The sequence below is a fragment of the Agrobacterium sp. CNPSo 3708 genome (assembly GCF_028674915.1).
GTDB lineage: Bacteria > Pseudomonadota > Alphaproteobacteria > Rhizobiales > Rhizobiaceae > Agrobacterium > Agrobacterium cavarae.
On record NZ_JAQZSF010000003.1, the window covers coordinates 474,402 to 489,389 of the forward strand.

Genomic DNA, 14,988 nt, shown 5'->3' on the forward strand with positions numbered 1-14,988 from the left:
CCAAGCGTTGTGCTTGGTGAGCTTGAATTATACGGGCCGTCTTTTTTGTTAGCGGCTTACAAATTGAAGGCCGGACCATCGGATATGATGTTCCGGCCTTCTTTGTCTTGAGGTTGGCTGCCACGCCGTTGACACGGAGTTGCATGAGCTCCTCCATTGCCGAACATATTTTGCGCTCGTTCTGCCTCTGCGCTCAAGAACAGAAATATTTTTGCTCAGGATGCGCAACAGAGCAATCTCCTTTCTATATAAAAATAGTAGACAATATAGGGTTCTTCTCAAGCGGCACGTGGTGAACGGGTGCTGCAGCTGAATGGTCCGTTTCTCTGCCTGAAGGCAGATGCGGCAAAGCTTCAAAGCGAGGAACCAATGGCACGCAAGATCAGACTGGGCGCATTCCTGCCGGGCGGTGGACAGCATATCGCATCATGGCGTCATCCCGATCAGCCGGTGGATGGCGCGGTGAGCTTCGAGTTTCATAAGCAGCTGGCGCAAACCGCAGAACGCGGATTGTTCGACGCCTATTTCCTGGCGGACAATCTGGCCGTCGGCTTTGGTGGAGCGCGGGAAGGTGGCAATGCCAGGGTGGCGGGTTTTGAACCGACGACGCTGTTTTCGGCGCTGGCACCTTTCACCACAAATCTCGGCTTCATCGCTACCTCGTCCACGACCTATGAGGAGCCCTATCTGACCGCGCGCAAGTTTGCGTCTCTGGATTTGATTTCCGGCGGCAGGGCAGGGTGGAACGTGGTGACGACCACTGGCGATTCCGCCGCGCAGAACTTCAATCTCGATACCCAACTGCCCCATGCCAGCCGCTACAAGCGCGCTGCCGAGCATGTGGATGTCGTCAAGGCGCTGTGGGACAGTTTCGAGGATGATGCTTTTGTCCGCGATGTCGAAAGCGGCGTCTTCTACGACAAGGCCAAGCTGCACGAGACCAATCATCGCGGCGAGCATTTTCAGGTGCGCGGTCCGCTGAACGTGCCGCGCTCGCCGCAGGGTCACCCCGTCATCGTTCAGGCGGGGCAGTCCGAAGATGGTCGCGATCTGGCGGCCGCGACAGCCGAGGTGATCTTCACCGCGCACCAGCATCTCGAGACGGCTCAGGAGTTCTACCGCGACATCAAGACGCGCGCTCGCCGTCTCGGCCGCGATCCAAACCATATTCTCGTCATGCCGGGCGTGTCGCCCTTCGTGGGAAGAACCCTGGCGGAAGCGCAGGAGAAATATGAAAGGCTGACCTCGCTCATCCTCGAAGAGGATGGCGTCGGTCTTCTGAATGGTCTGACGGGCGGTACGCTGGACCTCAAGGGCTACGATCTCGATGGACCGCTCCCTGTCGCGCCGCCAACGGAAGGTATGAAGAGCCGGCAAGCGCTGCTGCGTCAGATTGCCGACGAGAACAACTTTACCATCCGCCAGCTCTATCAGTGGGTCGCTTCTGCCCGTGGCCACTACACGATCGTCGGCACGCCGGAAACCGTCGTCGACACGCTGCAGGAGTGGTTCGAGAACGAAGCCGCCGACGGTTTCAATATCCTGCCGCCATGGCTTCCGACTGCGCTCGACGATTTCGTCGATCTCGTTATTCCAGAGCTGCAGCGTCGCGGCCTCTTCAGGACGGAATATGAAGGGACGACTCTTCGCGAGAATCTAGGCCTGCCATATCCCGTCAATCGCTGGTCTGTAGAGCGGCCAGTTGCCCAGGCAGCGGAGTGAGGTGCGATCATGTCCTATGACGAGGTAAAGTCCACGCATTCAGGGGTTCTGGATTATCGGGGCGAGAAGCGAACGCCCGTCACTCTACAGGTGGCGAACCGCTACGTCGCGCCGTTCCTCGCCCGCTACGGGCTGGTGCTTGCCTTTCTGGCAGCCTGGCAAATTTCGAGCACGCAGGGGTGGATCAACCCGGCGGTCTTTCCACGGCTCGACATCATCGTCGCCGCTCTGTGGAAGGGCATTGTCGGCGGGGCGCTGATCGATGATATCGCGATCAGCCTACAGAGATCCGGCATTGCCTTTGCAGCGGCCGTCGCCATCGGCATTCCGCTCGGCCTTTTCATGGGGCAATTGGCGGCCGTTGAGCGCGCGCTCGACCCGCTGCTGCAATTCTTCCGCCAGACCTCGGCGCTCGCCCTCTATCCTGTCTTCATTCTGATGCTTGGGCTGGGTGAAGCATCCAAGGTCTTCGTCATCTTCTGGGCAACGCTCTTTCCGATCCTGCTATCCACCATTGGCGGCGTGAAGGAAGTGGACCGCAAGCTGATCGAAATGGCGCGCACCTATGGCGCAGGACCGATCGCGATTTTCCGTCGTGTGGTGTTGCCTGCTTCCGTTCCGGCGATTTTCGTCGGCTTGCGTCTTTCCGCCACCACCGCGCTCCTCCTGCTCATCGCTGCCGAGATGATCGGTGCGAATAAGGGTGTCGGCTTCCAGGTGATGAACGCCCAGTACAATTTCCAGATTCCGCTGATGTACGCGTCGATCCTTCTTCTGGCGCTTCTCGGGCTCGCGGCCAATGCCGGGCTCGTGCTGCTCCAGCGCAAGCTTTGCCGCTGGTCTGCGCCGTCCCATTGATCCCCGCATCGATCCCCTTCTTTCAAGTTCAAAGGATAAGACCATGACGTTCCATTCCCGCAAGCTGCTGCTCTCGGCAGCCATCCTCTTCGGCCTGACCACCATCGCCTCGGCGGAAGAGGTGAAGCTGCGCTATCTCGCGAGCCAGGGCGGTCTTGCCGCCCATGAGCTTGCCGAAAAGCTCGGCTATTTCAAAGGTACCGGTGTGAGCTTTGAAAATGTCGGCTATGCCCAAGGTGGTCCGGCTTCGCTCTTTGCCCTTGCTTCCGGCGATGTCGAAATCGGCAGCGCTGCGACATCCGCCGTGCTGAACTCGATTGCCGGCGGAAACGACTTCGTCGCCGCCTATCCGTCGAACGGCATCAATGATCAGGTCCAGTCGGTCTTCTATGTCCTCGACGACAGCCCGATCAAGTCGATCAAGGATATTGCCGGCAAGACGATTGCAGTGAATACACTTGGCGCCCATCTGGACTACACGATCCGCGAGGCGCTGCATTCGCAGGGATTGCCGGTCGATGCGGCAAAGCCGGTGGTCGTGCCGGGACCGCAGCTGGAGCAGGTGCTTCGCTCCAACCAGGTGGACATCGCCGCCTTCGGCTACTGGCAGACGACCTTCGAAGGGCTTGCGAAGACGCATGGCGGTATCCGGCCGGTTTTCGATGACACGGATGTTCTCGGCGATATTGCCGGCGGCTTCGTGGTCTTGCGTCGCGATTTCATCAAGGCGCATCCAGAAGCGGCAAAGACCTTCGTCGAACAGTCTCAACGCGCGCTTGATTACGCTCGCGAACATCCGGAGGAAACCAAGGCGATATTCGCCAAGGCCCTGAAGGAGCGCGGCGAAAATCCCGAACTGGCGAAATATTTCCTCGGTTATGGCGTCCGCCCCGGCGGCAAGGCTGTCGATCGCGACCTGCAGTTCTGGATTGACGTGCTGACGCGCGAAGGCAAGGTAGAGCAGGGCCAGCTCGTGACGGAGAAGATCCTCTATTCGCCTGAAACCGCGACCGCCAGCAATTGAGGTGATGTGATGAGCGCCGTGCAATCTCTACGGGGAGAGGTGGCGATCCGCCACCTCTCCAAATCCTACCAGTTGAATGGCAAGCCGTTCCAGGTGCTGAAAGACCTGAACCTGACGATCCGATCCGGCGAGAGCCTGGCTATCGTCGGTGCCAGCGGGTCCGGCAAGACGACATTGCTGCGCGTGCTGGCTGGGCTTGAGGAGGCCGATCGTGGTGATGTGCTGATCGATGGAAACGCGGTGCGTGGCGTCGGTCGTGAGAGGGCGGTGATTTTTCAGGAGCCGCGGCTTCTGCCCTGGTTGACCGTGCTCGACAATGTTGCCTTTGGGCTCGAGACGCAGGGATTGAGCCGGGAAGAAGCACGCAGCCGTGCCCGTCGCTACATCAACCTCGTTGGCCTGCAGCAGTTCGAAAGTGCCTATCCGCGGCAGCTCTCCGGCGGTATGGCGCAGCGTGTGGGCATTGCTCGCGCTCTCGCCGTCCAGCCGGAAATCCTGCTTCTGGACGAGCCGCTCGGCGCGCTGGATGCCATGACGAAGATCGGCATGCAGCAGGAATTGGCAAGGATCTGGCGGGAGGAAGACGTGACCACGGTTCTCGTGACGCATGATCTCGAAGAGGCGATCTATCTTGCAGACCGGATTTTGATCCTGCCGCGTGAAAAGGGTGCTGCGCCACGATTGATCGATGTCGATCTTCCGCGCCCGCGTGACCGCAGTTCGCCAGCCTTTGTTCGCCAGCGCGAGGAACTGCTGCACGTCTTTGGCCTGCATTAGCGCAAGTGCATGAAACGGGTGGCTGTCAATCAAGCTGCCCTCTAACCCTTGGCTTTCATTAAATGGAGGCCCAAGGCTGTGACACTGCTGAATAACAAAGTCGCAATTATCACTGGCGCATCATCCGGTATTGGCCGGGCGACCGCGCTGCTCTTCGCCGCAGAAGGTGCTGCGGTCGTCATCAATGCGCGTGGCGAGCAGGCGCTGAATGAGGTTGCCGAAACAATTGCCGATCTGGGCGGCCGGGTGCATGCGGTGGTCGGCGATGTCGGACTTGCGCAGACCCATGAGCGATTGGTTCAGGCGGCGGATCTGTTCGGTGGTCTTGATATTGCCGTCAACAATGCAGGCGCTGTGGGCGCGATCAAGCCGCTTGCCGAACTTTCGCTCGAAGAATGGCATCACACATTGAACGCCAATCTGACCTCAGCCTTTCTCGGTACCCGTTTCCAGGTGCCATCGATGTTGGCGCGCGGCGGCGGGGCGATTGTCTTCACCTCCAGCTTTGTCGGCACGAGTGTTGGCCTGCCCGGAATGGCCGCCTATGGCGCGGCAAAGGCGGCGCTCATGGGACTGGTGAAAGGTCTGACCGCCGACTATGCCGCGAAAGGCATTCGCGCCAATGCCTTGCTGCCCGGTGGCGTGGATACGGCAATGGCTGGAGACGACGCACAAAAAGAATGGGCCGCTAGTCTTCACGCGTTGAAGCGCATCGCAAACCCTGAGGAATTGGCGCAGGCAGCGCTCTTCCTGGCAAGTCCGATGGCGAGCTTCGTTGCCGGATCCGCCCTGTATGCCGATGGTGGTAATGCTGCGGTCAAATGAAATGTTCGGCGGCGGCATGGGATGTTATCGCGCGCGCCATTCCTCAAGCGTCAGCGCATAGGTGACGTGGGGTCTGAGATGCGGATGTGTCTCTTCCGGCACGCGCGGATGATCGAAATCGCGTGAGGGGTCACGTTTCAAACCGATGCGCTTCATCACCGCGGTGGAGCGATGGTTATTGTGGACGGCGAAAGAGACGATCTCTGTAAGGCGCTTGTCGTCGAATGCCATGGCCAGCAGCGCTTTCGCCGCCTCCGTCACGTAGCCCTTTCCCCAGTATCGGGTGGCAAGCCGCCAGCCGATTTCCATGGTGCCGGGCGCAAAGACGTCGTCGACCGTAACGGGGGCAACGCCGCAAAAGCCCATGGGCTCGCCGGTCTCGCGATTTTCCATGGCATAAAAACCGAAGCCGGTGGCGTGGATCATGGCGTTGATCCGCTCCATCATGGCGTCGGATTCTTCATCGCTTCGACGAACGGCAAAGAACTCCATCACCTCGGGATCGGCATTGATCTCGCGGAAGAGAGTGCGGTCGCTGTCCTTCCAGTCGCGCAGGATGAGGCGCGGTGTACCGTGGATGATCATACGGTAACGAAATCCGACTTGCGATAGCCCTGGAGATAAAGAAGGGCGGTCAGATCGCCGTGATCGATGCGGATCTTTGCTTCGGCTGCGACGGCAGGCTTGGCATGAAGTGCCACGCCGCTGCCGGCAAGGTGAAGCATGCCGAGATCGTTTGCGCCATCGCCAACGGCCAGCGCATCTTCCGGTGAAATACCAAGCGTGTCGGCAATGTCGATCAGGGCATCGACCTTGGCCTGCTTGCCGAGGATGGGTTCGGCCACGGTGCCGTCCAATTGTCCGTCCTGCTCACCCAGAATGTTGGCACGATTTTCCTGGAAACCGATCATGTCCGCGACACGTGTCGTGAACACCGTGAAGCCGCCGGAAACGAGCGCGGTATAGTAGCCCTTCGCCCTCATCGTCGCCACGAGTTCCTTGCCACCGGGGGTCAGCGTGATGCGCTTTTCAATCACCTCATCGATGACAGAGACGGGCAGGCCCTTCAGCAGCGCGACGCGCTCGCGCAGTGCGGGCTCGAAAGCGATCTCGCCATTCATTGCACGCGCGGTGATCGCCGAGACCTTGTCCTTCAATCCAACCTCGGCAGCCAGTTCATCAATGCATTCCTGGCCGATCATCGTGGAATCCATATCGGCGATCAGGATTTTCTTACGGCGGGTGTCCTGATCCTGAATGACGATATCGATCGGCAGGCCGGCTATCGTGGAGGACAGCGTCTTGCGCGCGGCGTCCGTATCGGCGCCTTGCGGCAGCACGATATCGCAGGCAACACCGTCTGCCAGCCAATAGAGCCCGGACGCGCCAACGGCCTGCGCCGCAGTTTCCCCAAGGGCTGCGGCAAGAACAGGATTTGACGGATTGGCGATAAGCGTGGCAACGAAAGCCATGATGAAAAACCTTGATGAACCATTTGATGCGATCCTGATAACCGGCCCGACGGCAAGCGGCAAGTCCGCGCTTGCGCTTCGTCTTGCGCGCGAACACGGCGGCGTCGTCATCAATGCAGACAGCATGCAGGTTTACGACACGCTACAAGTGCTGACGGCCCGCCCTTCAGTGGAGGAGATGGAGGGGGTGCCGCATTATCTTTACGGGCACGTCCCCGCCAACGCGCTCTATTCGACGGGTGAATGGCTGCGAGACATAACGTCACGTCTCGATGAGGTAAGGGGGAAAGGGCAGCTCCCCGTGATCGTGGGAGGCACCGGGCTCTACTTCAAGGCGCTGACCGGCGGGTTGTCGGACATGCCGGCGATCCCTGCGGATATCCGGGAAGGGTATCGGCAGCGGCTGTTGGACGAGGGAAGTGCTGATCTCTACCGCGAACTGGAAGCCCGAGATCCGGAGATGGCAGGGACGCTGATGCCGACGGATGGCCAACGGATCGTGCGAGCACTGGAGGTTTTCGAAACGACCGGGCAATCGATCCGGTTGTTTCAGACTGCAACTGGTCCGATGATCGTCAATTCCGATCGTGCGCGCAAGATCGTGGTTCTGCCGGAGCGCAGCGTTTTGCATGATCGCATCAACCGCCGTTTTGCCGGTATGATGCAAAGCGGTGCGGTGGAGGAGGTCAAGGCGCTTCTTGCTCTTGCGCTTCCCGCAGACTCGACTGCGATGAAGGCCATCGGCGTATCGCAGATTGCCGAGATGCTGGACGGTCGCATGAGTGAGGCCGAGGTCATCGAGAAAGCCGCAGCTGCGACCCGTCAATATGCCAAGCGGCAAATGACCTGGTTTCGCAACCAGATGGGGCCGGACTGGCAGCGCATCATCCCGTGACCGTCTTACAGCATCGGCCCGAAAGTCGGAATCGATTTTCTGAAAGCACGATGCGTCGATCAAAGAAGATAGAGCGTGTCGCGATCTTTTAGATTCGCTTCCTGCGCTCTAGGTCTTTGTTTTGTCGCATGTCGTTATCGCAAAACCGCTGCACAGTTTTGCGTGGACCATGCTTCAGTCCTTCTTGTAGAGGCTTCCCAAAGGTTTCTTCAGCAAGGTCTCGCGAATGGACGAGCGTGTCTCATTGGTGAAGAACGGGCGGGCGGTGTCCGGCGCTGGAGAGAGTGGTGGCTCCGGTTCCGGCTTCGATGTTGTGGCTTTGTTGATACGCGGAAGCATGTCGGGGCGGTAGGGTTCGCAGTCGCCTCCGATGGTCTCGGACGAGTCATAGGTCCAGCCCCCCATCTCGATCTCGCCGACATCCTTGGCAACCGTCGCCTCATAGCTTTGCCGGAAGCCGGAGATATCCGGGCCCGAGATTGCGCGCATCCTTTTGACGATGGAGCGCAGGTCCACATTGTCCGGCACATCTTCATGGTGGTGGCTGATGATGCCATTTGCCTTTGGCAGCATGTGCGGCGGCAGGCGGTTGAAGCGCATACGCATCGGCACGTTGATCGCTTCGCCGAAGGCAATCGCTTCGCCATTGCCAAGCGAGGACAGGAAGCTGATCGTCGACGTTGACGAGTTCGAAATCGCCGAGCGGATGATCTCCTGGTCGTTGTCGTTGGACAGGCGCATGGCAAAGACCGTGGAGCACTGCGACAGGATTGTCTGGTCGAGTTCACCGGGGCGCTGCGTGATGATGCCTAGCGAGACGCCGTATTTGCGGCCTTCCTTGGCGATGCGGGCGATGGCCTGGCGCGTTGGGAAGAAGCCAAGTCCCGGATTGGCCGGAACGTAGCGGTGCGCCTCTTCGCAGACCACCAGCGTATGGATCGAGCCTTGACCCCAAAGCGCCAATTCGAAGGCCATGCGGCAAAGAACTGAGGCGACGGAGTTGACGACTTCAGACGGGATGCCCGCAAGTTGGAATACCGAAATCGGCTTGCCATCTCCCGGCACGCGGAAGATATGCGCCACCGTCTCCATGATCGTGTCACTGATGGTGCTGTTGGAGAACATGAAGTGGTAGCGCGGATCGTTGATCGCCGCCATGATGCGTAGCTTGAGAGTGCGAAGGACAGGCTTTTCTCCGCGCCCCTCCAGCCGTCCGATGCGCTCGTCTATCAGCGCCAGAAGATCGGCAATACGGTATGGGACCGGCGTGTCGGCGGTCAGTGCGGTTTTTTCCGAGGCACGACGCATGGTCGACGCGTCTGTTCCGCGAAAAGCGCGCTTGGCTTCCGGGATGAGATCGCGCAGCACATCCAATTCGTCGGCAGGCGGCTCTTGCCCACGAAACAGCACTTCTGTGAACTCTTCGAGCTTCATAAGCCAGAAGGGCAGATCCAGCGTATCGGTGTCGATGACGACGGAGGTGTTGGGAAAGGCCGCGGCAAATTCATTATGCGGATCGAGGACCAGCACCCGCAGCTTGGGGTCCTTCTCGATGGCCTTGTTGAGAAGCAGAGTGACGGCTGTCGTTTTGCCGACGCCGGTGGAGCCGACCACGGCGAAGTGCTTGGAGAGCATTTCCGGAATATTGACGATGGCATCGACGCTCTGATCCTGGCTCAGTTGACCGATGATGCAGCTGCCTCTCGCGCTATTCTCATAGATGCGGACGAGGTCGCTGGAGCGGATGCGGTGCGCGATGGCGCCGAGATAGGGATAGCGGGTGATGCCGCTTGTAAATTGTTCGATGCCTTCTGGCGTGGAGTAGATTTCACCGAGCAGTTCGACATCGATGAGCAGCGTGTTCGGTTCGCCTTCGGACCAGAGCGGGCCATCGACATTCATGGCATAGGTGAGGGCCGCGACACGGGTTTCACCGAGATCGATGGAGATGAGGCGCCCGACCGACCACAACTGAGCAAAGCTTGGATTGGCGCTATCGGTGGTGACGGAGATTCTGGCTTTCGAGCCGCTGCAGAAGATCACGCGCCCGAGCATGCGGTTGCCCGCTGTCTGAGCGTCGCGGCGGTCGTGATTTCCAGCTTTCGCCGATGTCTGCAGATCTTCGTTAAGCACGTGTTGTCCCTGCCAGGTCGATGCCGATGTCTTCACAAGGCCGTCTTTTTCTTGTCGGCAGGTTATAGACCTTGTGGCTTTAACAAGTGGTGTAATGCCTGCGTATTTTTATTGCGTTGGCGGGCGGTCCGCGGCAATAAAGTTAAGAACCGGTGCATTTTCTCGGCATTTTGCGTTGACGCCAATCTGGTTTCTGTCTAACACTCCGCTCCATGAAAAATCTTAACGTACTTATCGTGGTGGGACGGCGCATGGGCAGGATGGTGTAACCATCCGGCGAAAGCACCCATGCGCTGAACGAGGCTCCTCTAGGGGCCTTTTTTTATGTCTCCACTTGGGCGGTCACGCCCAGCGATATCCAAAAGCCAAATCGGGATGGAACAGGCAATGACGGATAAGGATACTACGGACAACAGCAATCGCATGACCGGCGCGGAAATCGTTTTGCGCGCGCTCAAGGACAATGGCGTCGAGCATATTTTCGGCTATCCGGGCGGTGCAGTTCTCCCGATCTATGACGAGATTTTCCAGCAGGAAGAAATCCAGCACATCCTGGTTCGCCACGAACAGGGTGCCGGCCACGCTGCGGAAGGTTACGCACGCTCCACCGGCAAGGTTGGCGTCATGCTTGTTACGTCCGGCCCGGGTGCGACGAATGCGGTTACGCCGTTGCAGGATGCGCTGATGGACAGCATTCCGCTCGTCTGCATCTCCGGCCAGGTTCCCACCACGCTGATCGGCTCCGATGCCTTCCAGGAATGCGATACGGTGGGCATTACGCGCCCCTGCACCAAGCACAACTGGCTGGTCAAGGACGTCAACGAGCTGGCGGGCATCATTCATGAAGCCTTCCGTATCGCTCAGACCGGTCGCCCGGGCCCGGTCGTCGTCGACGTTCCGAAAGACATCCAGTTCGCCACCGGCACCTATACGCCGCCATCCGCTGCCATTCAGCAGAAGAGCTATACGCCGAAGGTTCAGGGCGATTTGAACGCAATCCACGCGGCGATCGAACTGATGTCGAAGGCGAGACGCCCGGTTTTCTATACCGGCGGCGGTGTCGTCAATTCCGGTCCGGAAGCCACGCGCCTGCTGCGCGAGCTGGTCGAGCTGACCGGTTTCCCGATCACGTCCACCCTGATGGGTCTCGGCTCTTATCCGGCCTCCGGGGACAAGTGGCTGGGCATGCTCGGCATGCATGGTTCTTACGAAGCCAACATGACCATGCATGATTGTGACGTCATGGTCTGTATCGGCGCGCGTTTCGACGACCGTATTACCGGCCGGCTGAATGCCTTTTCGCCCAACTCCAAGAAGATCCACATCGATATCGATCCGTCCTCGATCAACAAGAATGTTCGTGTCGATGTTCCGATCATCGGCGATGTCGGTCGTGTTCTGGAAGATATGGTTCGTCTGTGGCGGGCACTGCCTGCCAAGCCTGAAAAGGCGCAGACGGCGGAGTGGCATAGCCAGATCGCGCGCTGGAGGGCACGCAACTCGTTTGCCTACAAGAATTCCAACGACGTCATCATGCCGCAATATGCGCTGGAGCGTCTGTCGGAAGCGACCAAGGGGCACGATACCTACATCACCACCGAAGTCGGCCAGCACCAGATGTGGGCGGCACAGTTCCTCGGCTTCGAACAGCCGAACCGCTGGATGACCTCCGGTGGCCTCGGTACGATGGGTTACGGCTTTCCGGCCGCCATCGGCGTTCAGGTCGCTCATCCGGATGCGCTGGTCATCGACGTTGCCGGTGACGCCTCGATCCAGATGTGCATTCAGGAAATGTCCTGCGCCATCCAGTACAATCTGCCGGTCAAGATCTTCATTCTGAACAACCAGTATATGGGCATGGTCCGCCAGTGGCAGCAGCTGCTGCACGGCAACCGTCTGTCGAACTCCTACACCGAAGCGATGCCGGATTTCGTCAAGCTGGCGGAAGCCTATGGTGCCGTCGGCATGTATTGCGACAATCCGAAGGAGCTGGATGACAAGATTGCCGAGATGATTGCGGTGAAGAGGCCGGTGATCTTCGATTGCCGCGTTGCCAATCTCGCCAATTGCTTCCCGATGATCCCGTCTGGTAAGGCACATAACGAGATGCTGCTGCCGGATGAAGCAACGGACGAAGCCGTCGCCAATGCCATCGATGCCAAGGGCCGCCAGCTCGTTTGAGCGTGGGAAGAGGATAAAGACATGAACGCACACCTACAGCCCACCGGCTCCGCATACTTCATCCAGACGGAAACGGCGATGGTGGAAAACCACACGCTTTCCGTTCTCGTCAACAACGAGCCAGGCGTCCTCGCTCGCGTGATCGGCCTGTTCTCCGGCCGTGGCTACAACATTGAAAGCCTGACGGTTTCGGAGACCGAGCACGAGGCGCATCTGTCGCGCATCACCATCGTGACGCGCGGTACGCCCGGTGTCCTGGAGCAGATCAAGGCGCAGCTTGAGCGGATCGTTCCGGTTCACCGCGTGGTGGATCTGACGGTGCGTGCCCGCCAGGCCGGGCAGGAGCGTCCAATCGAACGCGAAGTGGCCCTTATCAAGGTTGCAGGACGCGGCGAAGATCGCGCGGAGACATTGCGACTTGCGGATGCCTTCCATGCCAAGGTGGTGGATGCGACGCTCGATCACTTCATTTTCGAGATCACCGGCAAGTCCTCCAAGATCGATCAGTTCGTTTCGATCATCAAGCCGCTCGGCCTGATCGAGATTTGCCGTACCGGCATTGCGGCGATGAACCGCGGTCCGGAGGGTATGTAAGCTCTTTTGCTTGTCGATAGAATGCTGAGGAAGGTCCCACTTCGTGGGGCCTTCTTTTTTGCTTGTTGCCTCGCCAGTCGGAGCGTGATGCGCCTAAGTGCCTGTCTGTCACGTGGGGGCGCATCGCTCGAGAACGACCTGCCGCTGCGCGCCCTTACATCTTCCGGTGTAAATATGGAGGGCAGAGCTCTGGTGTGAATGCAGGGCAGGCGAGGGCCTGCTGCTGTTGCGCCGACGCTCCTCACGTTACGTAAACTTATGATGTATAACGGTTTTTCTCGAAATTTGTAGCGCAACGCGGGCCAATTAAACTTTTATACATTTGTTCTTTCGCATAGTGGCGGCCGTTCTTCGCGCCATGACGGTGCGTTTCATCATGATAGACAAAGCAATGATCCGTGGCCTCGGAGGGGTATCGGTTGGCGGTCGCTATTGTCATCTGCAGCCTGATTTAAGCGAGGACAAATGTCGTTTTTCGAGAACGCAAAAATTCGCACCAAGATACTGAGCCTGATACTCCCGGTTTCCCTGGTTGGACTGGGGGGTGTGGGCGCTGTTGCTATCAACTACAAGAATGCCGACACCGCCTATTCCGACCTCATTTCAAAGAATAGCGCCGCCACGACTGAGCTATTTCGTGCAAATACATCTCTTGTGGCTCTAGGTTACGATACGACGCTTGGTTTATTGCAAGCGGAGCAAGGCCGTAAGCCAGCCGAAATCCAGGATGATTACAAGAAAGACGTTGGTGCGCTTTTTGCCAGGCTTGAGGCAGCGCCTAAGCTTCTTCCAGAAATCAACTCCTCCCTGTCTGGCATCACCGATCGGGCACGCGCCATCGTGAAGGCCACTGATGAAGTCTGGGTGATGATGAAGAACGGCGATTTCCTGACCGCTCGCCGTAAGCTGACTGACGTCAACGCACAAATTGCCGATTGGCGAGCCGATATCCGGGCGCTGAATGAGAATTCTCTGAAGGAGGTCGTTGATCAGTCTGACACTCTGTCTGCCGTCACCAATTCCACCATACTTTACTCTCTTATTACGCTCGGGTTGCTGTTCTCATCCGCTGTAGCCATCTCATTGCTGGTATCGTCCCGTGGAATTACCGGCCCGATCGCTCGGCTTTCCACACGCATGGTCTCTCTCGCCGGTGGCGAGACGCGCGAAGAGATCGATGGCATTGGTCGCAAGGATGAAGTGGGTGATATGGCGCAGGCCGTTGCCGTCTTCCGCGAGAATGCACTTGAGCGCATCCGTCTTGAACAGGAAGCAGATGCCAATCGCAGTCTGTCGGAGAAGGAGCGCATTGCCCGCGACGAGCAGAAGGCGAAGGAAGCCGCAGACACGCAGTTTGCCGTCGACAATCTCGCCAACGGATTGTCACGCCTGTCGGATGGCGATGTCTCCTATCGCATCAGCCAGCCTTTCGTTGCCCATCTCGATACGGTTCGCGAGAACTTCAACGCCTCTGCCGAAAAGCTGCAGTCTGCTTTGACCCGCGTGGCCGAGAATGCCCGTGGCATCGATGCCGGTGCAAACGAAATCCGTGCCGCGGCAGACGATCTTGCCAAGCGCACCGAACAGCAGGCAGCCTCGGTCGAAGAAACCGCAGCGGCACTGGAAGAAATCACCACCACGGTGAAGGACTCCACCCGTCGTGCCCAGGAAGCCGGCCATCTCGTTGCCAAGGCCCGCACGGGTGCTGAACAGTCGGGTGAGGTCGTTCGCAAGGCCGTTGTTGCCATGGAGCGGATCGAAAAGTCGTCGGGTGAAATTTCCAACATCATCAGCGTGATCGATGAGATTGCTTTCCAGACCAACCTTCTGGCACTCAATGCCGGTGTCGAAGCGGCACGTGCCGGTGAAGCAGGCAAGGGCTTTGCCGTCGTTGCCCAGGAAGTGCGTGAACTGGCGCAGCGTTCTGCCAGTGCCGCCAAGGACATCAAGGGTCTGATCTCCACCTCCAACACCCAGGTTCAGGAAGGTGTTGAGCTTGTCGGCGAGACCGGCCGTGCGCTGGAAACCATCGTTGCCGAAGTGCAGGAGATCAACCGCCACGTCATGGCGATCGTGGAAGCGGCACAGGAGCAGTCCTCCGGTCTGCAGCAGATCAATACGGCTGTGAACCAGATGGACCAGGACACGCAGAAGAATGCGGCGATGGTGGAAGAGACGACGGCAGCCAGCCATGGTCTTGCCCGCGAAGCCTCTTCGCTGAACCAACTTCTCGGCCAGTTCAAGCTGTCTGCCACCTTCGAGGCACCAGTCCGCGCCGCAACGCCTGCGGAGCGTCCGGCAGCGTCACCCGCCCGCGCGCTTGGCCGCAAGCTTGCAACCGCCTTCTCCGGCAACGCAGCCGTCAAGCAGGACTGGGAAGAGTTCTGAGAACACCTAAACGACAAGTTCAAATGATGAAGCTGGGCGTGAAGAACGCCCGGCTTTTTTGTTTCGTCTCTATGCTGTGAGCCTCAGAAACTGAATCCGAAAACGGCGCTAAACCAATG

12 protein-coding genes are annotated in these 14,988 nt (G+C 58.8%); 9 read left to right on the plus strand and 3 right to left on the minus strand.

Annotation, left to right across the window (positions count from 1 at the left end; translation table 11 throughout):
• Positions 1–369: 369 nt before the first annotated feature.
• The 5 genes from PVA19_RS09700 (at position 370) to PVA19_RS09720 (ending at position 5,206) form a co-directional block, all read left to right on the plus strand.
• Entirely contained in the window at positions 370–1,722 is a 1,353-nt protein-coding gene (locus PVA19_RS09700; protein ID WP_274102216.1) for an LLM class flavin-dependent oxidoreductase, read from the plus strand.
• A gap of 9 nt (positions 1,723–1,731) precedes the next feature.
• Positions 1,732–2,580: an ABC transporter permease gene (locus tag PVA19_RS09705; RefSeq protein WP_274102217.1), complete on the plus strand. Its 849-nt coding sequence runs from the start codon at positions 1,732–1,734 to the stop codon at positions 2,578–2,580.
• A gap of 43 nt (positions 2,581–2,623) precedes the next feature.
• A complete protein-coding gene (locus PVA19_RS09710; RefSeq protein ID WP_274102218.1) occupies positions 2,624–3,604 on the plus strand; it encodes an ABC transporter substrate-binding protein in 981 nt (326 codons plus the stop codon).
• A 9-nt stretch (positions 3,605–3,613) separates the two neighbouring features.
• Positions 3,614–4,381: an ABC transporter ATP-binding protein gene (locus PVA19_RS09715; RefSeq protein WP_062440629.1), complete on the plus strand. Its 768-nt coding sequence runs from the start codon at positions 3,614–3,616 to the stop codon at positions 4,379–4,381.
• Positions 4,382–4,459: 78 nt separating this feature from the next.
• Positions 4,460–5,206 (plus strand): SDR family oxidoreductase, encoded by a 747-nt coding sequence (locus PVA19_RS09720; RefSeq protein WP_274102219.1) that lies wholly within the window; start codon positions 4,460–4,462, stop codon positions 5,204–5,206.
• A gap of 24 nt (positions 5,207–5,230) precedes the next feature.
• Here the strand turns inward: PVA19_RS09720 and PVA19_RS09725 are convergent, their stop codons facing one another.
• Both PVA19_RS09725 and serB read right to left on the minus strand, forming a co-directional pair.
• Positions 5,231–5,791 carry a GNAT family N-acetyltransferase gene (locus PVA19_RS09725; protein WP_274102220.1) on the minus strand — a complete coding sequence of 187 codons (561 nt, stop codon included), beginning with the start codon at positions 5,789–5,791 and terminating at the stop codon, positions 5,231–5,233.
• On the minus strand, positions 5,788–6,678 hold the full coding sequence (serB, locus tag PVA19_RS09730; RefSeq protein ID WP_274102221.1) for a phosphoserine phosphatase SerB: 891 nt from the start codon (positions 6,676–6,678) through the stop codon (positions 5,788–5,790). The genes PVA19_RS09725 and serB overlap by 4 nt, the downstream gene beginning before the upstream one ends.
• Here serB and miaA point away from each other — a divergent pair.
• On the plus strand, positions 6,677–7,573 hold the full coding sequence (miaA, locus tag PVA19_RS09735) for a tRNA (adenosine(37)-N6)-dimethylallyltransferase MiaA (RefSeq protein ID WP_274102222.1): 897 nt from the start codon (positions 6,677–6,679) through the stop codon (positions 7,571–7,573). The two genes, serB and miaA, sit on opposite strands and share 2 nt — an antisense overlap.
• A 174-nt stretch (positions 7,574–7,747) precedes the next feature.
• Here the strand turns inward: miaA and PVA19_RS09740 are convergent, their stop codons facing one another.
• A complete protein-coding gene (locus PVA19_RS09740) occupies positions 7,748–9,706 on the minus strand; it encodes an ATP-binding protein (RefSeq protein WP_274102223.1) in 1,959 nt (652 codons plus the stop codon).
• 387 nt (positions 9,707–10,093) lie between these two features.
• Here PVA19_RS09740 and PVA19_RS09745 point away from each other — a divergent pair, with 387 nt between their 5' ends.
• The 3 genes from PVA19_RS09745 (at position 10,094) to PVA19_RS09755 (ending at position 14,869) form a co-directional block, all read left to right on the plus strand.
• Entirely contained in the window at positions 10,094–11,887 is a 1,794-nt protein-coding gene (locus PVA19_RS09745) for an acetolactate synthase 3 large subunit (RefSeq protein ID WP_113261702.1), read from the plus strand.
• Positions 11,888–11,908: 21 nt separating this feature from the next.
• Positions 11,909–12,481, plus strand: coding sequence for an acetolactate synthase small subunit (gene ilvN / locus PVA19_RS09750; RefSeq protein ID WP_062426570.1), 573 nt, complete (start codon positions 11,909–11,911; stop codon positions 12,479–12,481).
• 465 nt (positions 12,482–12,946) lie between these two features.
• On the plus strand, positions 12,947–14,869 hold the full coding sequence (locus PVA19_RS09755; protein ID WP_274102224.1) for a methyl-accepting chemotaxis protein: 1,923 nt from the start codon (positions 12,947–12,949) through the stop codon (positions 14,867–14,869).
• The last annotated feature ends 119 nt before the right edge of the window (positions 14,870–14,988 follow it).

What these genes read in the sequence shown, in the direction of transcription:
- PVA19_RS09710 (WP_274102218.1), top strand. Translation starts at nt 2,624, where the DNA reads ATGACGTTCCATTCCCGCAAGCTGCTGCTCTCGGCAGCCATCCTCTTC.
- PVA19_RS09700 (WP_274102216.1), top strand. Translation starts at nt 370, where the DNA reads ATGGCACGCAAGATCAGACTGGGCGCATTCCTGCCGGGCGGTGGACAG.
- PVA19_RS09745 (WP_113261702.1), top strand. Translation starts at nt 10,094, where the DNA reads ATGACGGATAAGGATACTACGGACAACAGCAATCGCATGACCGGCGCG.
- ilvN (WP_062426570.1), top strand. Translation starts at nt 11,909, where the DNA reads ATGAACGCACACCTACAGCCCACCGGCTCCGCATACTTCATCCAGACG.
- miaA (WP_274102222.1), top strand. Translation starts at nt 6,677, where the DNA reads ATGATGAAAAACCTTGATGAACCATTTGATGCGATCCTGATAACCGGC.
- PVA19_RS09755 (WP_274102224.1), top strand. Translation starts at nt 12,947, where the DNA reads ATGTCGTTTTTCGAGAACGCAAAAATTCGCACCAAGATACTGAGCCTG.
- PVA19_RS09715 (WP_062440629.1), top strand. Translation starts at nt 3,614, where the DNA reads ATGAGCGCCGTGCAATCTCTACGGGGAGAGGTGGCGATCCGCCACCTC.
- serB (WP_274102221.1), bottom strand. Translation starts at nt 6,678, where the DNA reads ATGGCTTTCGTTGCCACGCTTATCGCCAATCCGTCAAATCCTGTTCTT.
- PVA19_RS09705 (WP_274102217.1), top strand. Translation starts at nt 1,732, where the DNA reads ATGTCCTATGACGAGGTAAAGTCCACGCATTCAGGGGTTCTGGATTAT.
- PVA19_RS09725 (WP_274102220.1), bottom strand. Translation starts at nt 5,791, where the DNA reads ATGATCATCCACGGTACACCGCGCCTCATCCTGCGCGACTGGAAGGAC.